At 63.6% G+C, this 25,012-nt stretch carries 23 protein-coding genes; 5 read left to right on the top strand and 18 right to left on the bottom strand.

Going from position 1 to position 25,012, the window contains the following annotated elements:
* Positions 1 to 7 precede the first annotated feature (7 nt).
* Positions 8 to 289: a hypothetical protein gene (locus ACYG9R_RS21990; protein ID WP_023668298.1), complete on the bottom strand. Its 282-nt coding sequence runs from the start codon at positions 287 to 289 to the stop codon at positions 8 to 10.
* Positions 290 to 420: 131 nt separating this feature from the next.
* On the opposite strand from ACYG9R_RS21990, the gene ACYG9R_RS21985 reads away from it, so the two are divergent.
* A complete protein-coding gene (locus ACYG9R_RS21985; protein WP_023815565.1) occupies positions 421 to 1,287 on the top strand; it encodes an SDR family NAD(P)-dependent oxidoreductase in 867 nt (288 codons plus the stop codon).
* A 26-nt stretch (positions 1,288 to 1,313) separates the two neighbouring features.
* Here ACYG9R_RS21985 and ACYG9R_RS21980 read toward each other — a convergent pair whose 3' ends face one another.
* The 3 genes from ACYG9R_RS21980 to ACYG9R_RS21970 form a co-directional block, all read right to left on the bottom strand.
* Positions 1,314 to 1,745 carry a low affinity iron permease family protein gene (locus ACYG9R_RS21980; RefSeq protein ID WP_031197915.1) on the bottom strand — a complete coding sequence of 144 codons (432 nt, stop codon included), beginning with the start codon at positions 1,743 to 1,745 and terminating at the stop codon, positions 1,314 to 1,316.
* Positions 1,746 to 2,122: 377 nt separating this feature from the next.
* The gene (locus tag ACYG9R_RS21975) at positions 2,123 to 2,764 is read right to left on the bottom strand and encodes a DapH/DapD/GlmU-related protein (protein WP_023697007.1); all 642 of its coding nucleotides are present in this window, start codon (positions 2,762 to 2,764) and stop codon (positions 2,123 to 2,125) included.
* Between the two features lie 61 nt (positions 2,765 to 2,825).
* Positions 2,826 to 3,344, bottom strand: coding sequence for a CreA family protein (locus tag ACYG9R_RS21970; RefSeq protein WP_032885447.1), 519 nt, complete (start codon positions 3,342 to 3,344; stop codon positions 2,826 to 2,828).
* A 182-nt stretch (positions 3,345 to 3,526) separates the two neighbouring features.
* Between ACYG9R_RS21970 and ACYG9R_RS21965 the strand changes: the two genes are divergently transcribed.
* From ACYG9R_RS21965 to ACYG9R_RS21955, 3 genes are all read left to right on the top strand, one after another.
* Positions 3,527 to 4,102: an SCO family protein gene (locus ACYG9R_RS21965; protein WP_023697009.1), complete on the top strand. Its 576-nt coding sequence runs from the start codon at positions 3,527 to 3,529 to the stop codon at positions 4,100 to 4,102.
* Between the two features lie 82 nt (positions 4,103 to 4,184).
* The gene (locus tag ACYG9R_RS21960; RefSeq protein ID WP_023823161.1) at positions 4,185 to 5,057 is read left to right on the top strand and encodes a 50S ribosomal protein L11 methyltransferase; all 873 of its coding nucleotides are present in this window, start codon (positions 4,185 to 4,187) and stop codon (positions 5,055 to 5,057) included.
* A 105-nt stretch (positions 5,058 to 5,162) separates the two neighbouring features.
* Positions 5,163 to 7,007: an aminopeptidase P family protein gene (locus ACYG9R_RS21955; RefSeq protein WP_023823162.1), complete on the top strand. Its 1,845-nt coding sequence runs from the start codon at positions 5,163 to 5,165 to the stop codon at positions 7,005 to 7,007.
* 155 nt (positions 7,008 to 7,162) lie between these two features.
* Here ACYG9R_RS21955 and ACYG9R_RS21950 read toward each other — a convergent pair whose 3' ends face one another.
* Together ACYG9R_RS21950 and ACYG9R_RS21945 are read right to left on the bottom strand one after the other, a co-directional pair.
* A complete protein-coding gene (locus tag ACYG9R_RS21950) occupies positions 7,163 to 7,459 on the bottom strand; it encodes an AzlD family protein (RefSeq protein WP_023741691.1) in 297 nt (98 codons plus the stop codon).
* The gene (locus ACYG9R_RS21945) at positions 7,456 to 8,184 is read right to left on the bottom strand and encodes an AzlC family ABC transporter permease (protein WP_023823163.1); all 729 of its coding nucleotides are present in this window, start codon (positions 8,182 to 8,184) and stop codon (positions 7,456 to 7,458) included. The genes ACYG9R_RS21950 and ACYG9R_RS21945 overlap by 4 nt, the downstream gene beginning before the upstream one ends.
* 116 nt (positions 8,185 to 8,300) lie before the next feature.
* Between ACYG9R_RS21945 and ACYG9R_RS21940 the strand changes: the two genes are divergently transcribed.
* On the top strand, positions 8,301 to 9,059 hold the full coding sequence (locus ACYG9R_RS21940) for an SDR family NAD(P)-dependent oxidoreductase (protein ID WP_023823164.1): 759 nt from the start codon (positions 8,301 to 8,303) through the stop codon (positions 9,057 to 9,059).
* Between the two features lie 22 nt (positions 9,060 to 9,081).
* Here ACYG9R_RS21940 and ACYG9R_RS21935 read toward each other — a convergent pair whose 3' ends face one another.
* The 12 genes from ACYG9R_RS21935 to murG all read right to left on the bottom strand — a co-directional run bounded on the left by ACYG9R_RS21935 (position 9,082) and on the right by murG (position 25,012).
* Positions 9,082 to 9,777: a DUF2461 domain-containing protein gene (locus ACYG9R_RS21935; RefSeq protein ID WP_023682130.1), complete on the bottom strand. Its 696-nt coding sequence runs from the start codon at positions 9,775 to 9,777 to the stop codon at positions 9,082 to 9,084.
* On the bottom strand, positions 9,774 to 11,978 hold the full coding sequence (gene ligA, locus ACYG9R_RS21930) for an NAD-dependent DNA ligase LigA (RefSeq protein WP_023804333.1): 2,205 nt from the start codon (positions 11,976 to 11,978) through the stop codon (positions 9,774 to 9,776). Before ligA ends, ACYG9R_RS21935 begins: the two co-directional genes overlap by 4 nt.
* A gap of 111 nt (positions 11,979 to 12,089) precedes the next feature.
* Positions 12,090 to 13,763 carry a DNA repair protein RecN gene (gene recN / locus ACYG9R_RS21925; protein ID WP_023668285.1) on the bottom strand — a complete coding sequence of 558 codons (1,674 nt, stop codon included), beginning with the start codon at positions 13,761 to 13,763 and terminating at the stop codon, positions 12,090 to 12,092.
* Positions 13,764 to 13,981: 218 nt separating this feature from the next.
* The gene (locus tag ACYG9R_RS21920; protein ID WP_023668284.1) at positions 13,982 to 14,851 is read right to left on the bottom strand and encodes an outer membrane protein assembly factor BamD; all 870 of its coding nucleotides are present in this window, start codon (positions 14,849 to 14,851) and stop codon (positions 13,982 to 13,984) included.
* A gap of 262 nt (positions 14,852 to 15,113) precedes the next feature.
* A complete protein-coding gene (lpxC, locus tag ACYG9R_RS21915) occupies positions 15,114 to 16,061 on the bottom strand; it encodes a UDP-3-O-acyl-N-acetylglucosamine deacetylase (RefSeq protein WP_023668283.1) in 948 nt (315 codons plus the stop codon).
* A gap of 271 nt (positions 16,062 to 16,332) precedes the next feature.
* Positions 16,333 to 17,991, bottom strand: coding sequence for a cell division protein FtsZ (gene ftsZ, locus ACYG9R_RS21910; protein ID WP_352446328.1), 1,659 nt, complete (start codon positions 17,989 to 17,991; stop codon positions 16,333 to 16,335).
* A 66-nt stretch (positions 17,992 to 18,057) separates the two neighbouring features.
* The gene (gene ftsA, locus ACYG9R_RS21905; protein WP_023823166.1) at positions 18,058 to 19,365 is read right to left on the bottom strand and encodes a cell division protein FtsA; all 1,308 of its coding nucleotides are present in this window, start codon (positions 19,363 to 19,365) and stop codon (positions 18,058 to 18,060) included.
* Complete coding sequence (locus tag ACYG9R_RS21900) at positions 19,362 to 20,303, bottom strand: cell division protein FtsQ/DivIB (RefSeq protein ID WP_023823167.1); 942 nt, start codon at positions 20,301 to 20,303, stop codon at positions 19,362 to 19,364. The genes ftsA and ACYG9R_RS21900 overlap by 4 nt, the downstream gene beginning before the upstream one ends.
* The gene (locus ACYG9R_RS21895; RefSeq protein WP_023668279.1) at positions 20,291 to 21,217 is read right to left on the bottom strand and encodes a D-alanine--D-alanine ligase; all 927 of its coding nucleotides are present in this window, start codon (positions 21,215 to 21,217) and stop codon (positions 20,291 to 20,293) included. The genes ACYG9R_RS21900 and ACYG9R_RS21895 overlap by 13 nt, the downstream gene beginning before the upstream one ends.
* A 302-nt stretch (positions 21,218 to 21,519) precedes the next feature.
* The gene (gene murB / locus ACYG9R_RS21890) at positions 21,520 to 22,485 is read right to left on the bottom strand and encodes a UDP-N-acetylmuramate dehydrogenase (protein WP_031199085.1); all 966 of its coding nucleotides are present in this window, start codon (positions 22,483 to 22,485) and stop codon (positions 21,520 to 21,522) included.
* Entirely contained in the window at positions 22,482 to 23,888 is a 1,407-nt protein-coding gene (gene murC / locus ACYG9R_RS21885; protein WP_023823168.1) for a UDP-N-acetylmuramate--L-alanine ligase, read from the bottom strand. Before murC ends, murB begins: the two co-directional genes overlap by 4 nt.
* Positions 23,888 to 25,012: an undecaprenyldiphospho-muramoylpentapeptide beta-N-acetylglucosaminyltransferase gene (murG, locus tag ACYG9R_RS21880; RefSeq protein ID WP_023699607.1), complete on the bottom strand. Its 1,125-nt coding sequence runs from the start codon at positions 25,010 to 25,012 to the stop codon at positions 23,888 to 23,890. Before murG ends, murC begins: the two co-directional genes overlap by 1 nt.

Below are 25,012 nucleotides of genomic sequence, written 5' to 3'. Positions count from 1 at the left end.
GACGTCTCTACTTGCGCATCGCCTTCAGCTTTTCGGCAACCGACGCCGCAAGGTCGGCATAGCGCTCCTCCAGCCGCTCGGCCGCCTTGATGATCGAAAAATCATGGCCGAATTTTTCCAGCGCCATGCGCAATTTCTCGACGAACTCGGCCTGTTTTTCGAGTGCCGAAAACAAGGTCTTCACCTGCGCTTCGCTTATGTCCGGATTGGCAAGCATCTGTGGCACCTCGCGGCCCATCTGGTCGCCGGTGGCGGTCTGCTCCTTCAGGATCGCAACCCAGTCGGTCAATCGGCAGTCTCCTGTTCAGCCGCAGCATGCACGGCCGCCGTTGATGCGGTCAACCCGAACACGCGGGACGGCCTTGCACGATGCGCGTCCCGCGCTAAGTTCGGCGCCACCCGAACCCTAGGAAAAAGATCATGACCTCCGACGCCGAAATCCAATCCGCTTTGCCCGCCCTCAACCGAGGCAACGTCGCCGTCGTCACCGGGGGCGCCAGCGGCATCGGGCTTGCCGCCGCCAAAAGGCTGGCGGCTATGGGCATGAGACTGGTGCTGGCCGACATTGGCGGCGCGCGCCTCGATGCGGCCCGCCAGGCAGTCGCCGCGATCACCGGCGAGAATGCCGTGCTTGCCGTCGCCACCGACGTGTCGAAGGCCGACGAACTCGGCCGGCTGGCGGAAAAGACGCATGCCGCTTTCGGCGCCGTATCGCTGCTGATGAACAATGCCGGCGTCGGCAACAACCCGGGAAAACCGTGGGAGAACGGCGACGCCTGGAAGCGGCTGATCGACATCAATTTCTGGGGTGTCGTACATGGCGTCGAGGCCTTCGCTCCGGCCATGCTGGCCTCCGGAGAGCCTGGCCTGATCATCAACACCGGCTCCAAGCAAGGCATCACCACGCCACCCGGCAATCTCGCCTACAACGTCTCCAAATCGGCGTTGAAGACGTTCACCGAAGGCTTGGCGCACGCATTGCGCAACGAGCCGGGCGCGAAGGTCGCGGCGCATCTTCTCATTCCCGGCTTCACCTTCACCGGCCTCACCGAAGGAGCGGTCGAAAAACCGGCTGGCGCCTGGACCGGCGAGCAGGTGGTCGACTTCATGCTGGCTTCGCTGGCGCGTGGGGACTTCTACATCCTCTGCCCCGACAATGAGGTGATGCGCCCGACCGATGAAAAGCGCATGGCCTGGGCGATCGGCGACATCATCGAGAACCGGCCTGCTCTCTCGCGCTGGCACCCCGACCATAAGGACGCTTTCGCGGCCTTTATGGGAAACTGATCGTCGAACTCAGCCAAAGCCGAGACTCAGGCGGGCGCGCGTTTTTTCGCGGTGCGCTTTTGCGCGACGGCCTTCTTGGCCGCGAGTTCGGCGAGCTCGTGGTCATGGCGTTTTGCCGCCCGCTCGCATTTGTCTCTGATCTCCTCGACCTCGGATTCGGTCAGGTGCTCGATGCCGATGAAATGATTGTGGCCCTCGCTGACGCGGATCAGTTCGTCGAGCTTGGCCTGAACCGCGGCGCCGTCGCGGTTCTGGGTGTTCTGGATCAGGAACACCATCAGAAAGGTGATGATCGTCGTTCCCGTGTTGATGACGAGCTGCCACGTATCGGAAAAGCCGAAGAATGGCCCGCTTACCGCCCAGACGATAACGATGGCGCAGCAGGCGATGAAAGTCGGCGGCAGGCCCGCCAAGTGCGAAACGGTGTTGGCGATTCTGGTAAACAGCTTTTCGATCATTCACATCCTCGACCGTTCAAAGCGCGATAAACTGCCCGACGCCCATTCATCGCTCCAACAATAAACAACCGGCAGCCGCTTCCGGTTCCCTGTCGCAGAGGGCATCGCTGATGCAATTGTATGCACGCCAAAGGCGCAGCGCCGTGAAAAGCCGCCTTATCGGTTTGTTGCCATAGTCGCCATGCAGGCCAAAACCTGTTCCTTCCGCTTCACGCGGATTTGTCTCCAAGCCCCTTCCGCTGCGCCACCCCCGCATGGCGGAAGGGGTTCGTTGCGTTGCCGCAGCCGGCGAACTCTTCCCGACACGTGCCGTTCAGAATTTTGGCGCCAGGATTTCGGCCAGCCAGTCGATGAAACCGCGCACGCGCGGCGAGCTCTCAGGAATGCTCTTGCTCCCAGCGATGGAGGAAATCCTCAATCGGCAAGGCCTGCATGTCGGGAACCGCTTTGGCGAGTTTCTCCGGCGGCCAGTCCCACCAGGCGAGGCTTTCGATCCGCGCCGCGATCTCGGAGGGAAAGCGCATGCGCAACGGCTTTGCCGGTACGCCGGCGACGATTGTGTAGGCCGGTACATTCCGCGTCACCACCGCATTGGCGCCGACGATGGCGCCATTGCCGATGCTGATGCCGGGCATGATGACGGCGCCATGGCCGATCCAGACATCGTTGCCGATGCTGACCGCCTTGGCCTGCCGCCGCGCGCGGAACGCCGCGTCGACGCCCAGCCAGCGGAAATACTCGTTCGGCCGGTAGCTGAGCTTGTGCTGCGTGATCCGCTCGATCGGATGCTCTAGCGCATTGATGCGGCTGTTGGCGGCGATCGAGCAGAATTTTCCGATCGTCGTGTAGATCGCCTCGGCGTGGCGCTCGAAATAGGAGAAATCGCCGACATTGACCTCGCGCAGCACCACCCGTTCGCCGATCGAGGCATAGCGGCCAAGCTTGCACGCTTTCAGCTCCGCGGTCGGATGGATGCGCGGCTCCGGATCTTTCAGGACGAGGTTTTCGGTACGGTCCATCTGGCGGATTTACCCCCGCACAATTGCGGAAGCAATTGTCGCGTTGCGCCCGGAGAATCCGCTATTTCGGCTTGCCGCCGGTCCACACCACGTTCTGGCTGAACAGCGGCACGGTCGTCACCGACATTTTCGCCGAGCCGTCCTGCACCTGGCGCGAATGCGAGAGATAGATCAGCGTCTCGTTCTTCTTGTCGTAGATGCGGTTCACCACCTGCTTCTTCCAGATCAGGCTGATGCCTTGCTTGAACACCTCTTCGCCGCCCTCGCTCATGTCGATGTCGCCGATGGTGATCGGCCCGGTCTGGCGGCAGGAGATCGAGGAATCAGACGGATCCTCGAACCAGTTGCCCTTGTGCAGCCGGTCGATGACGCTGCGGTCGAAATAGGAGACATGGCAGGTCACGCCGTCGATCTTGGGATCCTTGATCGCCTCGACGATGATGTCGTTGCCGACCCAATCGACGCTGACCTTGCCGACTTCCTCTGCCGCTGCGGCACCGGCGCCAAGGGCAATGCATGCGGCCAGCGCGCCGCCGATCAGTTTCTGCCCAATCCGTCTCTGCCCAGTCCGTCTATGCAAGGGAGCCTCCTCAGGTTCAGTTTGCCGGTCTCAGGTGGGATAAGGGCCAGCTGTTTGCAAGGTAGCGCCCAGCCCGGTTGCGGCAACGCGGCATCTTTGCCTTGCCCCCTGCGACCGGCTAAGACTGCCGGCAGAGAGGCGCCGATCCGGCGCTCGATGATTTCTGCTACGGACAATTCCTGATGATGCGTTCAATTCTGGTCGGCATTCTCGTTCTGATGGCGGCGGGCATCGGCTGGCTCACCTTTGACTTCTATCGCGGCCACTATGGTGGCGAACCGTATGGCGCGCCATTCACGCTGGTCGACCAGAAAGGCGCGCCAATCACCGAAGCCGCCTTCCGGGGAAAACCCAGCATCGTCTTCTTCGGCTTCACCCATTGCCCGGAAGTCTGCCCGACCACTTTGTTCGAAATGGCCGGCTGGCTGAAGACGCTGGGCGACGACGGCAAGAACCTCAACGCCTACTTCGTTACCGTCGATCCAGAGCGCGACACGCCGCCTGTGATGAACACTTACGTCAGCAATTTCTCCGACCGCATCGTCGGCATATCGGGCGATCCCGACAAGGTGCACGCCATGGCGAAGTCCTTCAACATCTACTGGAAGAAGGTCGACACCGGCGACGGCGATTATACGATGGACCACACCGCCTCGGCGCTGCTGCTCAATGCCAAGGGCGAGTTTTCGGGCACCATCGCCTATGGCGAAAGCGCCGATACCGCGATTGCCAAGCTGAAGCGGCTGGCAGCAGGCTAGGCATGATCCCTAAATGTGGAATCCGGTTTTCTCGGACAGAAAAGTGTTGTCCAGAGATCATGCTCAAGCAAGAGACCAACTGATGGGTCAGACCAGGCTCCACTTCATCGCTGGGAAGATCGAGGCCGACCGCATATTTGCCGCGCTCGAGCCGGCTTTCGAGGATGAAGGCCTGCCGATCGCCGTGCTCGAAGTCGATGAAGACCGCGACATCTATGAGGTTTCGCTCTACACCGACGGCAATGTCGACGCGGTTGAGGCGCGGCTAAAAGACAGCCTTGTGGGACTGTCCCTGTCGAAGCCGATCGAGCGCGAGGTTTTGCCCGACATCGACTGGGTGGCGCGCTCGCTGGAGGGACTGAAGCCGGTGCGCGCCGGACGTTTCTTCGTCCATGGCGCGCATGACCGCCGGAAGCGCCACAGCGGCGAACTCGCCATCGAGATCGAGGCCGGCCTTGCCTTCGGCACCGGCCATCACGGCACCACGGCCGGCTGCCTCGAAATGCTGGAACGGGTCGTGCGCCGCGAACGTCCCAGGAATGCCCTCGACCTCGGCACCGGCAGCGCGGTGCTGGCAATCGCCGTCGCCAAACTGGCGCATATTCCGGTGCTGGCGACCGACATCGATCCGATCGTCGTCAGGGTCGCCGCCGCCAATGCCCGCCTCAACCACGTCAAGGCGCTGGTTGAAACGGTGACGGCGCCCGGCTTCCACCACCCGATCTTCGGCAAGCGCGCGCCTTTCGACCTCATCGTCGCCAACATATTGGCGCGGCCGCTGATGCGGCTGGCGCCTGAGATGGCCAGGCACATCAGCCTCGGCGGCTCGATCGTGTTGTCCGGCATCCTCGAGCGCCAATGCAATGCGGTGATCTCGGCCTATGTCGGCCAGAATTTCCGGCATGTCAGGACCCTGCATCGCGAAGGCTGGGTGACGATCCACCTGAAGCACTGAGACGCAACGCGCTTTGGACCAATCCGAGCCTGTTGCGATTGGCGAAAATCGATTCCGGTTTTCCGAGTCATGCGCTACGGTCGCGCCCGATACAGGAGGCATACCATGTTCCAGACCTTCGATTCCGCAGGCGACCCCAGCGTCGGCAAGCCGCGCGTGACGTTGCTGCGGCGATGGCTGGCGGATAATGGCCTCGACGGTTTCCTGGTGCCGCGCGCCGACGAGCACCAGGGCGAGTATGTCGCCGATCGCTCGGCGCGGCTGAAATGGTTGACCGGCTTCAGCGGCTCGGCGGGCGTAGCACTTGTGCAGCGTGACCGCGCCTTCATGTTCGTCGATGGCCGCTATACCTTGCAAGTGCGCCACGAGGTCGATCTCGACATTTTTGCGATCGAGAGTCTCGTCGACAACCCGCCGGCCTCCTGGATCAAGGACAATCTCGGCAAGGGCGCCAGGCTTGGCTTCGACCCGTGGCTGCACACGATCGCTGAGGTCAAGGCGCTGAAAACCTCGGCCGAGCAATCCGGCGCGACGCTGGTGCCGCTCGACAGGAACCCGATCGACATCATCTGGAAGGATCAGCCGGCGCCGCCCGTGGCGCCGGTCGAAATCCACCCGATCGGCTTTGCCGGGGAACTCGCCAAGGACAAGCTGGCGCGGCTGGTGGCGGCAATCGGCAAGGAGGGCGCGACGCACGCCGTGCTCACCGACCCCTCCTCGATCGCCTGGGCCTTCAACATCCGTGGCGGTGACGTGCCGCACACGCCGCTGGCGCTCGGCTTCGCGATCCCTGCCGCCGACGGCAAGCACCAGCTGTTCATGGACCAGCGCAAGTTTTCGCGCACGGTCGCCGCCTATCTCACCCAACTCGCCGATCTGCACGAGCCCGGCGAATTCGAGGCGGCGGTCGTTACCCTTGCCAAGGGCGGCGCCAAGATCGCGCTCGACCCGGTGCTGGCGGCGGAGAAGCTGAGAATGCTGGTCGAGGACAATGGCGGCGCATTTGTTTCAGCGGCCGATCCCGCCCGCATTCCGCGCGCCACCAAGAACCAGGCGGAAATCGCCGGCAGCCGCGCCGCGCACCGCCGAGACGGGGCGGCGGTGGCGAAACTGCTGTGCTGGCTGGAACGGCAGAAGCCGGGCACGCTCGACGAAATAACCGTTGTCACCAAGCTGGAGGAGGTGCGCCGGCAGACCGGCGAGGAAACGCAGATGCCGCTGCGCGATGTCTCCTTCGACACCATTTCCGGCAGCGGTCCGAACGGCGCCATCATGCACTACCGCGTCTCGCGCGCCACCAACCGCGAGCTGGCAAACGGCGAGCTGTTCCTGCTCGATTCCGGCGCCCAGTATCAGGACGGCACCACCGACATCACCCGCACGGTGCCGATCGGCCAGCCGACCGAGGAGATGCGCGAGCGCTTTACGCTGGTGCTGAAGGGCATGATCGGCATTTCGACGCTGCGCTTTCCCGCCGGCACGCGCGGCTCGGAAATCGACGCGGTGGCGCGCATGGCGCTGTGGAAGCATGGCTGCGACTTTGCCCATGGCACCGGCCATGGTGTCGGCTCGTATCTGGCCGTGCATGAAGGGCCGCAGCGCATCGCCCGCACCGGCACCGAAAAGCTGCTGGCCGGCATGATGCTCTCCAACGAGCCCGGCTATTACAAGGAAGGCTCCTACGGCATCCGCATCGAGAACCTGATCCTGGTGACACCGGCTGAACAGGTGGAGGGCGGCGACATCGCCATGCACGGTTTCGAGACGCTGACACTGGCGCCGATCGATATCAGGCTGATCCGCACCGACCTGCTGACGCGCGAGGAGTTGCACTGGCTGGATACTTACCATGCCTGGGTGCTGGCCGAGATCGGCCCGATGCTCGACGGCGAGACGCTGGCTTGGCTGGAGAAAGCGACAGCGCCGCTGCCGCACGACGCCAAGATCTGAAATGAGCTTCTTTCTCCCCGTCACTATACGGGGAGGTGAGGAGCGGTCCGCGAAGCGGACGAAAAGCCAATTGCTTGGCTTTTCGAGTGACGAACGCCCGCCAGGGCAATGAGCGGCGGCGCCGACAGTTCGAAACTGTTCCGCGCGCAGGCGCCCTATGCCACAAACTGCCGCGCGAGGACCAGCACCACCGCCCCGGCCAGAAACATCGCCATCAGGCCGCCGCGCAGCGAGACCACAGCGGCGACGACCAGCGCCGCCCATTCCGCCGGTCCGGCGCTAAGTGCGGCGGGCGCCACCAGCGTCGTCAACACTGCGGCCGGCACGGCATTCAAACCCGCCTCGACGCGTGGATGGATGTGGTCGAAGCGCGAGATCACCAGATGGCCGCCGACGCGGGTGAGATAGGTGGCGATCGCGCCGGCAATGATGATCCACAAGGTCGCGCTCATCGTTTTGCCTCCACACCGCTATGGTGCGGCGGCAGGATGACGGCCAGAAGCACGCCTGCAACGGCGCCGATGGAGACGTGCCATGGCGATCCCACAGTTTTGTAGGCAATGATCGACGCCGCGGCGCTGGCGATCACCACCGGCAGCCACAGTGGCCGGTTGCGAAAGCCTATGGCCAGCCCGAGGAAATAGATCGGCAGCAGGAAGTCGATGCCGAGCGCATGCGTGTCCGGGATCAGCTTGCCGAACACCGCGCCCAGCGCGCTCTCGATCCCCCAGAACACATAGACCGGCAGGCCAAGCCCCATGTACCAGGCAAAGCCAACGGTCTCGCCGGCTTCGGCCTTACGCTCGGCCACCGCGAATTGCGGATCGGTGAGCACGAAATAGCCCAGCGCTTGGCTGATAACCGGCCAGTGCGCGATTCGCCGGCCGATGCTGGCGGAGTAAAGCACGTGACGGAAGTTTACGGCGAAGATCGACAGCACGATCAGCCATGGCGCGACATGCTGGCCGAACAATTCGATGCCGACCATCTGGCTGGCGCCGCCGAAGATCAGCGCGCTCATCAAGAAAGCTTCGAGAACGGAAAAGCCGTTGTCGACGGCGATGGCGCCGAACAGCAGCCCAAATGGCGCCGCGGCGACAACCACCGGCATCGACAGCCGCACGCCGTCCCAGAAGTCGCTGGCCACGGAATTTTCGCTTAAGGTCTCTGCCGACATGTCACATTCCCATCTCGCGCTGCTATGTAGGAGCCGGCGTTTGAAAAGTCAGACGAATTCGCTTGAGCCAACAAATCAGCGAAACTGATGTTGTAAAAACAAATGAGGGGGTTCGGATGATCGCTTATGACTTCACCGGCAGGCACGCGGTCGTCACCGGCGCCGGTGGCGGCATGGGCGAGGCGATCTCGCTGGCGCTGCTCGATGCCGGCGCCTCGGTCACCGCCATCGACGTCAAGCAGCGTCCGGCGTCGCTTGCCGCCTATGACGACCGGCTCACCTTTGCCCAGGGCGACCTCACCGACGCCGCCTTCGTCGAGCAGACCATCAATGCCGCGGGCCGCGAGCGCGGCGGCATCGATTATCTCGCCAATGTCGCAGGCGTGCTCTGGTTCGGTCGCGACAAATCGGCCCTCGAGATGGACCTCGATGTCTGGGATCAGGTCTTCAACATCAATCTGAAATCCTTCGTCCACACCGCGCGGGCGGTGGTTCCGCATATGCGGGCCGGCGGACGCGGCGGCGCCATGGTGCACTTCTCCACCATCCAGTGGTATCGCGGCGATCCGACCCCGCAGGATGCCTACCAGGCATCGAAGGCCGGCGTCTGTGCGCTGTCGAAGTCGCTCGCCATGCAGTTGGCGGGCGATGGCATCCGCTCCAATTCGATCTGCCCGGGAATGGCGTTGACGCCGCTGCAGGCGCGCTGGGACACCGAAGAGAAACGCGCGGCCGTTGCCTATTATGCGCCGCTCGGCCGCATCGGCACGCCGCAGGACATGGCCAATGCCGCGCTATTCCTGCTTTCCGATGCGGCAAGCTACATCACCGGCATCGAACTGGCAGTCGACGGCGGTCTTTTGATGCGGATGTAGCCGTGCAGTGCGCCGGGCTGATTTAGCTCCGCGGTGCCGTGCCCTGGATCGCCCTGCCCCAGTCAAGCAGCGGCTTGGCGCGCAAGGCGAAATCGACAAGCTCGTCGACCAGCGTCGGCGCGTGAATTCCAGCCGGATCGATCATGTGCTGGACATAGAAGTGCCGGTTGCGGATGGCGTCGACAAGATCGGGTTCGTTGACCTGCTCGAAGCCGCGCGGCGTGCGCTTCATGCGGCCCTCGGTTTCAAGTTCGAAGCCGTTTTTCTTCAGCGTTGAGAGCAGTTTTCGGAACTCGGCCGGCCGGGCGACGATCGCCTTGCGCATCGCCAGCAGCAGGGACGGCTCCGGATTCCACCAGGCGACATCGGCAAAGCAGCGGTCGATCCCGACATAGACGAAGAACACGCCCTGCTCCATCTTGGTGCCATCCGGCGACAGCATGGCCGACAAATGCTGGTTGTAGGGCCGCTTGTCCTTGGCGAAGCGCACGTCGCGGTTGATGCGAAACAGTGACTTCTTGCGGTCTCCGCGCAAGCCCAGACCCGCCGCCGCGAAGCGCTCGGTCAGCGTCTCGACCAGATCGCAGAACGGCTCATGCAACTCGCTGTCGTAAAGCGCGCGGTTTTCCTGGAACCATTCGCGGCTCTGGTGGAAGTCGAGCGCCTTGAGGAACGGTATGGCCTTTTGCCCGAACCCTTTGAACGAACCGGCGGTCATGCCTTGCCGACCCGTTGCAGCCATGTGTCCTCGTCGATGACTTCGACGCCGAGTTCGCTGGCCTGCTTCAGTTTGGAGCCGGCGCCCGGCCCGGCCACCAGCAGATCGGTCTTCGCCGACACCGAACCCGCCACCTTGGCGCCGAGCCGTTCGGCCATCGCCTTGGCTTCGGAGCGTGTCATCTTTTCCAGCGTGCCGGTGAAGACGATGGTCTTGCCGGCAACCTCGCTGTCGGTCGACACGGTGACGACATACGGCTTCGGCTTGACCTGTTCGAGCAGTCTGTCGAGCACGTCGTCATTGCGTTCATTGCCGAAGAAATCGCGCAACGCGTCGATCACCGTGTCGCCAATGCCGTTGATGGAGGGGAAGACGCTGTGCGGATCCTCAGCCGCCGCCGTTTCCTTGCCGACGCGGATCAGCTCCTCGATGGTCGAAAACGTCCGGGCAAGCACGGCCGCCGTCGTTTCGCCGATATGGCGGATGCCGAGTGCGAAGATGAAGCGGTCGAGCTCCGGCTCGCGGCGCGAATCGATGGCCGCGAACAGCTTGTCGAGGCCTTCATAATTGCGGTTCTCGACACCGCGCACATTCTTGCGCGCCTTGCCCGATGCCGCCTCGCGCTGCCTAGCCTGCTCCTCGCGCCGCTCGGCCAGCGCCCTGGTGACGGCCGGGCGGCGATCCCTGAGGGTGAAGATATCGGCGGCGGTCTTGACCAGTCCCGAATTGAAGAACAGGTCGATATTCTCGGCGCCCAGCCCCTCGATGTCGAGCGCGCCGCGCGACACGAAATGACGCAGCCGCTCCACGGCCTGCGCGGCGCAGATCAGCTCGCCGGTGCAGCGCCGGCGCGAATCCTCCTTGCCGGTCTTCTCGTTGATTTCGCGCGTCGCCGGCGAGCCGCAGACCGGACAAATGTGCGGGAATTCGTAAGGCACCGCATCAGCCGGCCGCTTGTCGACGACGACGCTGACGATCTGCGGAATGACATCGCCCGCCCGTTGTATGACAACCGTGTCACCGATGCGGACATCGATGCCGTCGCGAATCGGCAAGCCGTTGCTGTCAAAACCCTTGATGTAGTCCTCATTGTGCAGCGTGACGTTTTCGACCACCACGCCGCCGACCGTGACCGGCGCTAGCCGCGCCACCGGCGCCAGCGTACCGGTACGGCCGACCTGGATGTCGATCTTCTGCACCGTCGTCATCGCCTGTTCGGCCGGGAATTTATGCGCAACCGCCCAGCGCGGCTCGCCGGTGACAAAGCCCCAGCGACGCTGCAATTCCAGCTGGTCGACCTTGTAGACGACACCGTCGATGTCGTAGCCGAGCGACGAACGCAGCTCCTCGATCTTGTGGTAGTGCGCGATCAGCTCCTCGACAGACTTCGCCCGCACCATCAATGGGCTGACCTTGAACCCCCATTCGGCGAATTTCTGCACCGAATCATATTGGGTCGGCGCCGGATCCGCTGTCGTATAGCCCCAGGCATAGGCAAAAAATTTAAGATTGCGGCTGGCGGTGACGGACGCATCCTTCTGTCGCAAGGAGCCCGCTGCCGTATTGCGCGGATTGACATAGTCCTGGCCGCCCACCGCCGCCGAGCGGGCCTTCAGTGCCTCGAATTCCGCATAGGTCATGTAGACCTCGCCGCGGATCTCGATGGTCTCGGGCCAGCCCGATCCTTTCAGCTTGGCGGGGATGTCGGCGATGGTCCTGAGATTGGCGGTGATGTCCTCGCCTACAGTGCCGTCGCCGCGCGTAGCACCCTGCACGAACACACCGCGTTCATAGCGCAGCGACGCCGACAGGCCGTCGATCTTCGGCTCGGCCGTAAACGCGATGTCGAGGTCCTTGTCGCGGTCGAAGAAGCGCCGGCCACGCTCGATGAAATCGGTGACGTCCTCGTCTGTGTAGGCCTTGGCGAGGCTGAGCATCGGCACCGCATGGCGCACCTTGGCAAAGCCTTCCGCCGGCGCGGCGCCGACCCGCAGCGAGGGCGAATCCTCGCGCACCAGACCGGGAAAGCGCTCCTCGATGGCAAGATTGCGCCGCCGCAGCGCGTCATATTCTGCGTCCGTAATCGTCGGCGCGTCCTCGGCATGATAGCGCCGGTCATGACCGGCGATCTCCTCGGCCAGCCGCTGGAGCTCATCCGCGGCTTCGCTTTCGCTCAACGATTCGACTGGTTTTTCAGACATGCAGCGGTCCCTGGACAGTGGCGAGGCACCATAAATCAGGATTTCGGAAAAAGCATTCCTGAACAGCGGGATGGAGCCATATCCTGACTCAGTCCGAAAGCCTTGCGACGACTACGCTGCAGCAATATTCTCGCGCAGCAGCCGTTCCGCGGCTGCGCGCGCCTCGTCGGTGATGGTAGCGCCGGCCAACATGCGCGCGATCTCTTCCTGGCGCGCCGCCCGGTCCATTTCGGCGATGCCGGTGGCGACCTTGTCCGAGCCGCCGGATTTGGAGATCAGGAAATGCGTCGCAGCACGTGCCGCCACTTGCGGAGCATGCGTGACCGACAGCACCTGCACGCGCTTCGACAGCCTGGCCAGCCTTTGGCCGATCGCATCGGCCACGGCGCCGCCGACGCCGGTGTCGATCTCGTCGAAGACCAATGTCGGCGCCGAGCCACGGTCGGCCAGCGCCACCTTGAGCGCCAGCAGGAAGCGCGACAGCTCGCCGCCGGAGGCGACCTTCATCATCGGCCCAGGCCTGGTGCCGGGATTGGTGCGCACCCAGAACTCGACCTGGTCGATGCCTTCTTCCATGCGGTTCTCGCCATCGCTGGCCAGTTCGACGATGAACTCAGCCCGTTCCAGCTTCAGCGCCGGCAATTCGGCCATCACAGCCTTGGTCAGGCCGACCGCGGCCGCATGGCGAAGGGCGGAGAGCTGGGCTGCGGAAATATCGTAGGCTTCTCGCGCCGCTGAGGCCTGCTTTTCCAGGACATGCAGGCGCCCCTCGCCGGCATCAAGATCGGCGAGATCGGCGGACATGGTGTCGCGCAGTTGCGCCAAATCGTCAACGGCCACACTGTGCTTACGTGAGGCCGCACGCAGCGAAAACAGCCGCTCCTCCGCCTTCTCCAGCCTCTGCGGGTCGTATTCGGTGGCGCGCAGTGCCGCCTCGACGCCCGATTGCGCTGCATCCAGTGACAGCATCGCCTCGTCCAGCGACTTCACCACATCCTCGAGCAGTCCCGGCGCTTCGCTGGCCTTGCGCTGCAGGCGCCTCAGCAGGCTGGCCAGTTGCGGCAGCGGCGAGGACGGGCCTGACAGCACATCCTGTGCATCGTGTATTTCCGAGGCGATCTTTTCCGCCCGCATCATCGTTGCACGCAGTTCCGCCAGCTGTGTCTCTTCGCCGGGCTGCGGATCGAGCTTTGCCAGTTCCGCCACCGAGGCCCTGAGATAATCGGCCTCGCGCGCCGCTGCCTCGACCTTGGCGCGGTGCCTGGCAAACTCCTGCTCGGCGCCGCGCCAGTAGCGCCACGCCTCGCCGGTCGCGCGGGCGGCGCCGAGATGGCCGCCAAAACTGTCCAGCAATTCGCGATGCGCGCCTGGATCGACCAGGGCGCGCTCGTCATGCTGGCCGTGGATCTCGACCAGCGCGTGGCCTATGTCGCGCATCAGCGTGACGCTGGACGGCTGGTCGTTGACGAAGACACGGGTACGGCCATCCGCGGTCTGCAGCCGGCGCAGGATGATGTCGCCGTCATCCTCGATGGCGTTTTCGGCCAGCAGCGCGCGCACCGGGTGGTTGCGCGGCACATCGAAGACGGCAATGACCTGGCCCTGGGCAGCACCGTGCCGCACCAGCGAGGCGTCGCCGCGCGCGCCAAGCGCCAGCGACAGCGCGTCGAGAAGGATGGATTTGCCGGCGCCGGTTTCACCGGTCAGCACGGAAAGGCCGGGCTGGAAGTCGATATCCAGCTTCTCGATCAGGACGATATCGCGGATCGACAGTCTGGAAAGCATCAGAACCCGGACCTCAAGCAATTCCAGGAAAAGTGCGTAGCGGTTTTCCGTCCGGAATTGCGTAGAACAAAAAGTTAGGACGGTTCAGCGCCTCAATCAAACCACTGAACCGCTGTGAAGCGGCATGCGACCGATGGAGTCGCAGCGCCGCACTATCTTTTTGTTTGAGCGTCGGATCAATCCGAAAAGCGCGTTCCGCCTCAGTCGATGCTCGGGCGTCAGGCGCCGGTGATCAGCTTGCCGGCCTTGGATATCCACGATCCGGCATTCTCGCGCGGCTCAAGCCCGTTGCTCTGCAACAGCTTGTAGGTATCCTTGTACCATTGGCTGTCGGGATAATTGGTGCCGAGCACCGCAGCGGCGGTTTGCGCTTCCGAGGTCAAGCCCATCGCGTAGTAGCTTTCGGCCAGACGCGCCAGCGCCTCTTCGACATGGCGGGTGTTGGAATAGTTCTCGACCACGTTGCGGAAGCGCTTGACGGCAGCAATGTATTCGCGCCGCTCGAGATAATAGCGGCCGATCTGCATCTCTTTGCCGGCCAGCTGGTCGTTGGCGAAACGGATCTTTTCCTTGGCGTCGTCGACATATTCCGACGTCGGCCAGCGCGTCACCAGATCCTGCATCGTCTGCACGGTCTGGCGTGCTTCCTTCTGATCCTGGGTGACGTCCTTGATCTGCTTGTAGTAGCTCAGCCCGATAATATACTGGGCGTAAGCCGCGTCGTCGGTCGACGGATAAAGCGTCAGATAGCGCTTGGCCGAGCCGATCGCTTCGTCATAACGGCCGGCACGGTAGTCGGCGAAGGCGCCCATCACCATCGATTTGCGGGCGAATTCCGAATAGGGGTGCTGGCGGTCGACGGCGTCGAACTTCTTGCTCGCCTCATCCAGGCGGCCGGCATTGAGATTGGCAAGGCCTTGATTGTAAAGGACGTCGGCCGGTTCGGTCTGGTCGACATAGGTCGACAGGTCGACGTCTTTCTCGGACGACATGCAGGCCGAGAGGAACAGCGATGGCACAACCACCGAAAGCGCCAGGAAAACAGCCCGATACGGCGCTTTCGATTGACCAACTCGCTTGAAGAACATGATTGGATTGCGCCCTTTCGGCGTTAGTTCAATGCCTTTCGCATGGCGTTCCCTCAAAACTGATCCCCACTTTTGAGCGACATGCGCCTAACACACGGCCGCAGCCATAAACCATAACTGCCTTGCCCAGCAACGCTATGTCTAGCCAATCGCACATTTTTGTGGCGACTTGGTGTTGCCCGGAAAGCTATGCACTTTCACGGCCGGTGATGCATCCGTGCAACACCGGCCAGCGTTCAGAAAGCCAGAAATACGTTAAGAATCAGATCACCCAAGGTGCAAAGACAGGGCCGGTGACGGCGCTCATCTCGGCGGTGCGGCCGCGCTCGCGGCGCGTGGTCTCGACGACCTCGAAGGCCGAACGGTCGGACAGAAGCCGCCGCAAAGCGGCCGCATTCATCCGGTGACCGCCGCGATAGGAGCGGAAACAACCAATGAAACGGGCGCCGGCCAGCGCCAGATCGCCCATCGCGTCCATCGTCTTGTGGCGAGCGAACTCATTGGGGTAGCGCAGGCCGCCCATGTTGATCACCCGGTTGTCGTCGCCGATCACCAGCGAGTTCTCCAGCGAGGAGCCCAGCGCATAGCCGGCCGCCCACAGCCGCTCGACATCCTTCATGAAGCCGAAGGTGCGGGCGCGCGCGATATCCTGGCGAAAGATGTCGGGGTTGATGTCGGAGGCGAATAGCTGGCGGCCGATCGCCGGGCTTTCGAAATCGATCTCGACCTCGAAGCGCGTGCCGCTATAGGGCCTGAACTCGGCCCAGGACGCGCCATTCTCGATGCGGACGGGCTTGACCACCCTGATGTAGCGGCGCTTGACCGCCAGCGTCTCGATGCCGGCTTGGTCGATGGCCTCCACGAACGCCACCGCACTGCCATCGAGGATCGGAACCTCATGACCGTCGATCTCGATGACGATGTTGTCGATGCCAAGCCCGAAAAGCGTCGCCATCAGATGTTCGACGGTGGCGATATGCTCGCCTGCCGGATCGCCGAGCATGGTGCAGAGATCGGTCGCGCCGACTTCAGCAACCAGCGCGCGGAACTCGCGGCTCTCGCTTCCGTTCGAAAGGTGGAAGAGCACGCCGGTGTCGGCGTCCGCAGGGAGGAAATTGACGGTGACCGGTTTGCCGCTGTGAACGCCGGTACCGGTCAGCGTTGCACGCGATTTCAGTGTCGTCTGATAGTCTTGCAAGACAAACCCCATAGCCCAAACGCCTAAGTCCGCTTTAACCCAAAAGGCGCGGCTCTTTTTTATCGGCAGGCAGGGCCACTTCCCCGAATCCCAGCACACCGAAAGTGCTGCCGCAAAGATAATGGTCTGTCAGGGAGACTCCAAATCACGGTTTCTTACTCTGTGTAACCGCGACAGACCTTGAGCGTCACATCGTAACGCCTTGTTATTAAACCACTTTAAACGTTAACAGGCAGACAATCTCTCGTCTGCCTGTTAACAAGTGTTACATACCGTTAACGGCTCAGTTGGCCTGGCGGCGCAGGAAAGCCGGTATCTCCAGCTGGTCGTCTTCCTGGGTCGACCTGGTCTGCGGCGTCAACCGGCCCTGATCGTCGAGCTGGCCGCGGCGCGGCGCGTAAAGCTGCGGATCCTGGCTGGCAAGGCGGCGCATTTCCGGCGCCGCCTGGCGCAGTTTCGGTTCGCGCGGCTGTGCCGGCTGCAACCGGGCCGGCTCTTCTTCGCGGCGCGTCAGCCCGTTGGTCAGCCGCTTGAGCAGCCCCATCGGCCCGCTGTTTTCATGGTCGGCCGGACGGCCCTTGGCTTCCACCTCGGCCCGCACCACAGGCGGAAAATCCTCCACCCGCGGCATGCGCTGCGGTGCGGCAGCCACCGGCTGCGGCACTTCCCGCATCGGCGCCGGTTGCATCACCTGCTGCACGACAGGCTGCGGCTGGGCAGGCGGGGCCTGGAAGATCTTGCTCTGCGGGCGGAAATCTTCCGCCTGGGCCATCGGCGCCGGACGAGCCATTGCCGCCGCATTGGCCTCGGCAAGCTGGATCGCCTCGGCCACCGGATCGGCCGCGCGCTGCTCATAGGTCTGCTGCTGGACCGGTGCCGGACGGCCTTCCGCCCCCGGAGCCGCTGGGCGGCTGACCGGCTTCTGCTGCGGCGGCACGGCCCGGATCGAGATCGGCGCCGCGGCAATTTCAGCTGCCGATTTGTCGATGCCGGTGGCGACCACCGAGACGCGGATGACGCCTTCGAGTTCCTCGTCGAAGGTGGCGCCGAGGATGATGTTGGCGTCCTGATCGACTTCCTCGCGGATGCGGGTCGCGGCCTCGTCGACTTCGAACAGGGTTAGGTCGCGGCCGCCGGTGATCGAGATCAGCAGGCCCTTGGCGCCCCTCATCGAGGTCTCGTCGAGCAACGGATTGGCGATCGCCGCCTCGGCGGCGGCCATCGCGCGGCCCTCGCCCGAAGCTTCGCCGGTGCCCATCATCGCCTTGCCCATTTCGCGCATCACCGAACGCACGTCGGCGAAGTCGAGATTGATCAGGCCTTCCTTGACCATCAGGTCGGTGATGCAGGCAACACCGGAGTAGAGCACCTGGTCGGCCATGGCGAAGGCGTCGGCAAAGGTGGTCTTGTCATTGGCCAGCCGGAACAGGTTCTGGTTGGGGATGACGATCAGGGTATCGACACATTTCTGCAGCTCCTCGATGCCGAGATCCGCCGTCTTCATGCGGCGCTGGCCTTCGAAATGGAACGGCTTGGTGACGACGCCGACGGTGAGGATACCCCGTTCGCGCGCCGCGCGGGCAACCACGGGAGCCGCACCGGTTCCGGTGCCGCCACCCATACCGGCGGTGACGAAGCACATATGGGTGTTGGAGAGATGATCGATGATCTCATCGATGCACTCTTCCGCCGCCGCACGGCCCACTTCAGGCTGCGAGCCGGCGCCGAGCCCCTCGGTGACATGCGCGCCGAGCTGGATCAGCCGCTCGGCCTTCGACATGGTCAGCGCCTGTGCATCGGTGTTGGCCACGACGAACTCGACACCGCGCAAGCCCGCGGTGATCATGTTGTTGACGGCATTGCCGCCGCCGCCGCCGACACCGAATACGGTGATCCGCGGCTTGAGCTCGGTGATGTCCGGCTTTTGCAGATTGATCGTCATTGTCTCCGTCCTTTGCCTTTCCCGCCGCTTCGCCGCCGCGGCCGCCTATGGGGCTGTCCCCGTCAATTAGAAACTGTCTCTCAACCACTGACTCATGCGATGCAGTTTTCCGCCCGTCCCGGTCATCCTGAGACCGGAAATTCCTTTCGCCGGATGGCTCTCGAAGCTCGCCATCTGCGGATAGATCAGCAGCCCGACCGCCGTCGAGAAAGCCGGCCCCTTGGCAGCTTCCGGCAGGCCCGCCACGCCGAGCGGGCGTCCGATGCGCACATTGCGTCCCAGAATGCGGCGCGCCGCCTCGGGGAGACCCGCAAGCTGGCTGGCGCCGCCGGTCAGCACGACGCGTTTTCCCACGGCATTGCCGTAGCCCGACTTGTTCAGCCGGTCGCGCAACAGTTCCAGCGTCTCGTCGATGCGGGCGCGGATGACGCGCGTCATCACCGAGCGCGGGATCTGCAGCGGCATCTCGCCGTCTTCGCCGATCGGCTGGATCGAGACCAGGTCGCGATCGTCGGCACTGCTAGGCAGCGCCGAACCATGCATCACCTTCAGCCGCTCCGCGGCGTCGAGCGAGGTCGACAGGCCCTTGGCCATATCGAGCGTCACATGATTGCCGCCGATGGCAATGGCATCGGCGTGGACGAATTTGCCTTCCGAAAACACCGAGATGGTCGTCGTGCCACCGCCCATGTCGATGCAGGCCGCACCCATTTCCAGTTCGTCGTCGACCAGGGCCGCAAGCCCGCTGGCATAGGGCGTCGCCACCATGCGCTCGACCGAAAGATGCGAGCGGTTGATGCAGAGCTCCAGATTGCGCAGCGGCGCGGCATCGCCCGTCAGCACATGCATATCGACGCCGAGCTGGTCGCCGACCATGCCGCGCGGATCGCGCACGCCGCGCTCGGCGTCCAGCGAAAAGCCGACGGGCAGCGAATGGATCACGTCGCGTTCGGCCTTGAGCGCCTGCTTGGCGCCGGCGGCAAGCACGCGCTTGATGTCGGCTTCGTCGGCCTGATGGCCACCGAGATTGATGGTGGCCGAATAGGTTTCGCTCTTCAGCCGGCCGGCCGTCATGTTGACGATCAGCGAATCCACGGTCAGTCCCGCCATGCGTTCGGCTGCGTCGACGGACAGGCGAATGGCGTGCTCCGCGCGGTCGAGATCGACGACCACGCCCGACTTCACGCCGTGCGATTTCTGGTGGCCGATGCCGATCACCTGGATGCGGTGCGAGCGGCCGCGCAACAGCTTGCCGTCCTCGCGCGGCTTCAGTTTCGCCACCACGCAGCAAACCTTGCTTGAGCCGACATCCAGCACGGTGAGCGTGCCGGAACGCCGCGAAGAGGCATCGCTGTTGCCGCCAAGCCAGCTCATATCTTCGTCCCCGACTTGCGCTTCAGATTTTGCGGCTTTTCATTGAGCGCGGCCTGGCGCTGCGTCGCCGCTTCCGGCGTCAGCTGCACCACCAGGCGATCGGAGATGCGCATGTCGACGGCGGCGATGTCCCGCGTCAGAAGCCCGTTGTCGTGGTCCATCCGAACCAGATCGGCGATCGCCTGGTCCTCGCCATCCTCGGGCAGCTTGATCGTGATGCCGTTTTCCAGCTTAAGGTCCCAGCGCCGTTCGCCGATGCGGATATAGCCTTTGACCCGAGCCGCGAGCTCGGGAAATTTGTTGATCTTGGCCACGAAGTCGGGGGCCTTGGCCGGCACGCCGGTGCCGATGATCAGCGGCAGCAGCGCCTGCTTGCCGCCGGAGAACGGCGCGATCACCGCGCCGGAGCGTTCGATGACCGAAAGCTCCGCGCCCTGCTGCCAGAGCGCGAAGGGCTCGCGCTCCTCGACACGCACTTCCAGCGTATGTGGATAGACCTTGCGCACCGCCGCCACTTCGACCCAGGGCAAGGTATCAATACGTTCACGCGCGGCCTCGGCATCGAAGCCGATCAGTGACGTCCAGCCGTCGAGCTCGAGCCGGTCCAGTATGTCGATCTCCGAAGTCTGGCGGTTGCCGACCACCTTGATCTGGTCGACGGCAAAGCCGGTCCGGGCGGTGATGCTCTGGACGATGTCGTCGGCATGACCGCCGAGAATGGCGCCATAGAGGCTGCTTGATGCAATGAGCGAAGCCGACAGGATGGCCGCGGAAAAGCGCGGCGCGACGAAGTCGCCGCCGCCCAGGCGCGCCAGCACGCGCACCGGCCGGCGCAGCACGCGCGGCAGCACGAAATGGTCGAACGACAACGGCATGCCGAACAGCGCCGGCCCGGCGCCGCCCCTGCCCTTGTCCTGTCCCCATTTCAACGCAGACACGAAGCGTCCTCCACCATCCAACTCAACAATTCGCCAAACGAGTGCCCGGCCTGGGCGGCGATTTCAGGCACCAAAGACGTCGGCGTCATGCCCGGCTGAGTGTTGATCTCGAGCCAGACAATCTCGCCGTTTTCGGAGTGACGGTCGTCATAGCGGAAGTCCGATCGGGAAACGCCCCGGCAGCCGATAGCCAGATGTGCCTTGAGCGCCAGTGTCTGTATTTTTTGGTAAATATTTGATGAAATTTTAGCAGGGATTTCGTGTTTTGATCCGCCGGCGACGTATTTTGAATCATAGTCGTAGAAGGAATGGCCGGTCGGAATGATCTCGCAGACGCCGAGCGCCACGTCGCCCATGACAGCGCAGGTCAGCTCGCGCCCATGGATGTAGCGCTCGACCATGACGGTCTCGCCATATTTCCATTCGGACGAGCCGATGACCTGCGGCGGATGCGACTGCCCTTCATGCACGATGACGACGCCGAAGCTTGAGCCTTCATTGACCGGCTTGACCACGTAGGGCGGCTTCATCGGATGCTTGTTCTGGATGGCAAAGCGGCTGGCAACCTTCGATTCCGCCACCGCGATGCCGGCAGCCTTGGCGACCTTCTTGGCTTGCTCCTTGTTCATGGCGAGCGCCGAGGCGAGCACGCCCGAATGGGTGTAGGGAATGGCCAGATATTCGAGGATGCCCTGGATGGTGCCGTCTTCACCGAACGGGCCGTGCAGTGCGTTGAAGACGACATCGGGCTTGAGTTCGGTGAGCACGGCGCCGACATCGCGCGCAACATCGACGCGGGTAACCTGGTAGCCTTCATTCTCAAGCGCATCCGCACACGCCTTTCCCGAAGACAGAGACACGGGCCGCTCGGACGAGAATCCGCCCAGGAGGACAGCCACATGCTTGTTCTTCATATCCCGTCATCCCTCTCACGGCGGGCCCGCAACCACGCATTCAGCGATCAGATTGAGTCCGAGTCTCCCGGCAGGTTGCCCCCCAGACGGAAAACGCGGTCGACGCGTCGAACGACTCAAATCAGGAAACGCTTTAAGGCAGAGAATCAGAGAGTTGATTCGCTGGCAAGTGCTTATGATTCCGACAGATTCACTTTCCGCGAAAACGGCCGGAAAAAGCGTGTTGTGAGTCTTTGGAGCAACGGTGGCGCTGTTGTTTCAGACCGTTTGAAGTTCAAGCATCACATGAACTTCAGCTTGCGCTAAAGAAGCTGTCCGAGGAATTCCTGCACGGCATGGCCGGGGCGGAAATTGCCGAGCCGCTTGATTTCCCACTGCAGGCGGATGCCTGAATTTTCAAGCACGCGGGCGCGCACCGTCTCGCCGAGATATTCGAGGTCGTATCCGGTCGCTGTTCCGGTGTTGATCATGAAGTTGCAGTGCATCGGCGACATCTGCGCGCCGCCGATCATCAAACCGCGGCAGCCCGCCTTGTCGATTTCCTTCCAGGCCGAGGTGCCTTCCGGATTCTTGAAGGTCGAGCCGCCGGTCTTCTCGCGGATCGGCTGCACCGTCTCGCGATGCGTCTGGACGGCGTCCATGGCCGCCTTGATCGCCTCCGGGTCTTCCAGAACACCTTCGAAAACGGCGGAGGTGAAGATCAGCCCGGCAGGTGCGGCCGAGTGACGATAGGCATAGCCCATGTCGTCGTTACTGAGGGTGTGGAGATTGCCCTTGCGGTCGAGCGCCCGCACCTCGACGACACGTTCCCGCGTCTCGACGCCATTGGCGCCGGCATTCATCCTCAGCGCCCCGCCGATGGCGCCGGGAATGCCGTGATAGAAATGAAAGCCGCCAATGCCGGCCTCATAAGCGACGGCCGCGACGCGCTTGTCGGGCGTCGCAGCACCGGCCTTGATGACGGTCGGCGAAACCACCTCGGCCTCGCCAAAGCCCTTGGCCGAAAGCCGGATGACGAAACCCGGAATGCCGCCGTCGCGCACCAGGAGGTTGGAGCCGATACCGACGATGGTGAGCGGGATGTCCTCCGGCACGGCGCGCAGGAAGGCAGCCAAATCCTCCTCGTCGGCCGGCTGGAACAGGGCGTCCGCCAGACCGCCGGCGCGGAACCAGGTGATCTTGTCCATCTCGGCATTGGGCGTGATGCGGCCGCGCAGGCCGGCAAGCCGGTCGCCAAGTTTGTCGAGCAGGTCCTGGCCGCGCATCATGAGACGGTACCGCCGAGTTCCCCAGGCAGCGCATAGGCCCATTGGGTGATGTTGCCGGCGCCCAGGAAGATGACGAAGTCGCCCGGTTTCGCCAACGCGCGGATGACGGGCGAAATCGCGGCAGGGGTTTCGACGTAGCGCGCATCGCGATGGCCCCCGGAGCGGATGCGCGACACCAGCGCCTCCGAGGTCACGTCGTCGATCGGCTCCTCGCCCGCCGCATAGACCGGCGCCACCATCACCGTGTCGGCATCGTTGAAACAGACCGAAAATTCGTCGAACAGATCATGCAGCCGGGTGAAGCGGTGCGGCTGCGCAATGGCGATGACGCGGCCCTTGGTGGCGCTGCGCGCCGCTTTCAGCACCGCCGTGATCTCGACCGGGTGGTGGCCGTAATCGTCGAAGATGTCGACGCCGTTCCACGAGCCGGTGTGGGTGAAGCGCCGCTTGACGCCGGCAAAGGACGACAGCCCTTTCTTGATCGCTTCGGCCGACAGGCCGAGTTCATGCGCGACCGCGATTGCGGCGGTGGCGTTGGAGACGTTGTGGCGGCCGGGCATCGGCAGCCGCAGATCAGATATCGTCGTCTGGCCGCCGGTCTTGCGGTCGCGGATCACCACGTCGAATGCCGAGACGGCACCCGCCATGCGGTGGTTGGTGAAACGCACATCGGCCTGCGCGTTCTCGCCATAGGTGATGACGCGGCGGTCCTCAATGCGGCTGACCAGCGCCTGTACTTCCGGATGGTCGGTGCACATCACGCCAAAACCGTAGAACGGCACGTTCTCGACGAATTGCCGGAACGCCTCGCGCACCTTGTCGAAACTGCCATAATGGTCCAGATGCTCGGGATCGATGTTTGTGACGACGGCGATCTCGGCCGGCAGCTTGAGGAAGGTGCCGTCGCTTTCGTCGGCTTCGACCACCATCCACTCGCCATCGCCCATACGGGCATTGGTGCCATAGGCATTGATGATGCCGCCATTGATCACCGTCGGGTCGAGCCCGCCGGCATCGAGCAGCGTCGCCACCATCGACGTGGTTGTGGTCTTGCCATGCGTGCCACCGATCGCGACCGCCTGGCGGAAGCGCATCAGTTCGGCCAGCATCTCGGCCCGGCGCACGATCGGCAGCAGTTTTTCGCGCGCGGCCTTCAGCTCGGGATTGGATTTCTTGATCGCGGTGGAGACGACCACCACTTCGGCCGCGCCCATATTCTCGGCCTTGTGGCCGACAAAGCATTCGATGCCCTTGTCGCGCAGCCGCTGGACATTGGCGCTGTCGGCCTGGTCCGAACCCTGCACCTTGTAGCCGAGATTGTGCAGAACCTCGGCGATGCCGCTCATGCCGATGCCGCCAATCCCGATGAAATGCACAAGGCCGATGGTCTGCGGCATCTTCATCAATGCGTCCCTTTCCTGAAATCCGAAACGGTTTTTCTGGACGCAATAGCCTCTGTGAGATCAGCGAGCAACCGTGCCGCGTTCGGCCGGCCAGCCGACTTCGCTCCGGCAGCCATGGCCGTCAGCCGCTCGGGAGTGTCCATCAGCCCGCCAATGAGAGCCGCGATGCGCTCCGGCGACAGTGACGATTGCGGATGCACCTCGCCGCCGCCCGCCGCGGCAAGGGCGGCTGCGTTCGCCGCCTGATCGTGATCCAGCGCATAGGGATAAGGCACCAGCAGCGCCGGCCGGCCGATGACGGCGATCTCCGAAACCGTCGAGGCGCCGGAGCGCGAGATCACCAGATGCGCCGCGCCCATGCGCTGTGCCATATCGGTGAAGAAGGGCGAGACCTCGACATGGACGCCGAGTGCCGCATAGCCAGCCTTCACCCGCGCCACGTCGTCGGCGCGGGCCTGCTGGGTGATCACCAGCCGCTTGCGCTGCGCCTCCGGCAGAAGTGCGATCGCCGTCGGCATGGCGTCGGAAAAGAACTGCGCGCCCTGGCTGCCGCCGAACACCAGGAGCCTGAACGGATCCGCCCCTTTGGATGCGGTGTAAGGCGTCTTGGCCGCCTCCAGGATTGGCGGCCTGACCGGATTGCCTGTCGTCACCGTCTTGGCGCCTGTGGCACTTTCATCTTGCGGCAGGAAGCCGCCGGCAATGGCATCGACGCGCCCGGACAGCGCCCGGTTGGCGCGGCCCATCACTGCGTTCTGCTCATGGATCAGCGTCGGCAGCTTGCGCCGCGTCGCGGCATAGAGCGGTGGCAAGGTCGGATAACCGCCAAAGCCGACGACCGCATCAGGCTTGATCCTGGCCATGACGGCGGAGGCCTGGCGCACGCCGCGCCAGATCTTCCAGAACGCGCCAAGCAGCGCGACAGGGTTTTTCGAGCCCATCGTCGCCGACTGGATCGGATGGATGGCGGCGGCCGGGAAATGGCCGGCAAAGCGCTCGGCGCGGTCGTCCGTCGCCAGGTGCACGCCCCAGCCGCGCTCGATCAGCTCATGCGCCAGCGCCTCGGCCGGAAACAGATGTCCACCGGTTCCGCCAGCCGCGAGAAGGATCACACCCCGCGCCAT

This window comes from Mesorhizobium sp. RSR565B, from assembly GCF_054719465.1.
The sequence above is the reverse complement of the archived record's forward strand: the minus strand, read 5'-3'. Positions and strand labels throughout refer to the sequence as shown.

Coding starts and splice junctions, on each gene's coding strand:
- ACYG9R_RS21950 (WP_023741691.1), bottom strand. CDS start 7,459: ATGAGCGCGACCTTGTGGATCATCATTGCCGGCGCGATCGCCACCTAT.
- ACYG9R_RS21975 (WP_023697007.1), bottom strand. CDS start 2,764: ATGGACCGTACCGAAAACCTCGTCCTGAAAGATCCGGAGCCGCGCATC.
- murC (WP_023823168.1), bottom strand. CDS start 23,888: ATGAAGATGCCGCAGACCATCGGCCTTGTGCATTTCATCGGGATTGGC.
- ACYG9R_RS21965 (WP_023697009.1), top strand. CDS start 3,527: ATGATGCGTTCAATTCTGGTCGGCATTCTCGTTCTGATGGCGGCGGGC.
- recN (WP_023668285.1), bottom strand. CDS start 13,763: ATGCTTTCCAGACTGTCGATCCGCGATATCGTCCTGATCGAGAAGCTG.
- lpxC (WP_023668283.1), bottom strand. CDS start 16,061: ATGGGGTTTGTCTTGCAAGACTATCAGACGACACTGAAATCGCGTGCA.
- ACYG9R_RS21980 (WP_031197915.1), bottom strand. CDS start 1,745: ATGATCGAAAAGCTGTTTACCAGAATCGCCAACACCGTTTCGCACTTG.
- ligA (WP_023804333.1), bottom strand. CDS start 11,978: ATGTCTGAAAAACCAGTCGAATCGTTGAGCGAAAGCGAAGCCGCGGAT.
- ACYG9R_RS21895 (WP_023668279.1), bottom strand. CDS start 21,217: ATGAAGAACAAGCATGTGGCTGTCCTCCTGGGCGGATTCTCGTCCGAG.
- ACYG9R_RS21985 (WP_023815565.1), top strand. CDS start 421: ATGACCTCCGACGCCGAAATCCAATCCGCTTTGCCCGCCCTCAACCGA.
- ACYG9R_RS21945 (WP_023823163.1), bottom strand. CDS start 8,184: ATGTCGGCAGAGACCTTAAGCGAAAATTCCGTGGCCAGCGACTTCTGG.
- murB (WP_031199085.1), bottom strand. CDS start 22,485: ATGATGCGCGGCCAGGACCTGCTCGACAAACTTGGCGACCGGCTTGCC.
- ACYG9R_RS21955 (WP_023823162.1), top strand. CDS start 5,163: ATGTTCCAGACCTTCGATTCCGCAGGCGACCCCAGCGTCGGCAAGCCG.
- ACYG9R_RS21920 (WP_023668284.1), bottom strand. CDS start 14,851: ATGTTCTTCAAGCGAGTTGGTCAATCGAAAGCGCCGTATCGGGCTGTT.
- ftsZ (WP_352446328.1), bottom strand. CDS start 17,991: ATGACGATCAATCTGCAAAAGCCGGACATCACCGAGCTCAAGCCGCGG.
- ftsA (WP_023823166.1), bottom strand. CDS start 19,365: ATGAGCTGGCTTGGCGGCAACAGCGATGCCTCTTCGCGGCGTTCCGGC.
- murG (WP_023699607.1), bottom strand. CDS start 25,012: ATGGCGCGGGGTGTGATCCTTCTCGCGGCTGGCGGAACCGGTGGACAT.
- ACYG9R_RS21940 (WP_023823164.1), top strand. CDS start 8,301: ATGATCGCTTATGACTTCACCGGCAGGCACGCGGTCGTCACCGGCGCC.
- ACYG9R_RS21935 (WP_023682130.1), bottom strand. CDS start 9,777: ATGACCGCCGGTTCGTTCAAAGGGTTCGGGCAAAAGGCCATACCGTTC.
- ACYG9R_RS21960 (WP_023823161.1), top strand. CDS start 4,185: ATGGGTCAGACCAGGCTCCACTTCATCGCTGGGAAGATCGAGGCCGAC.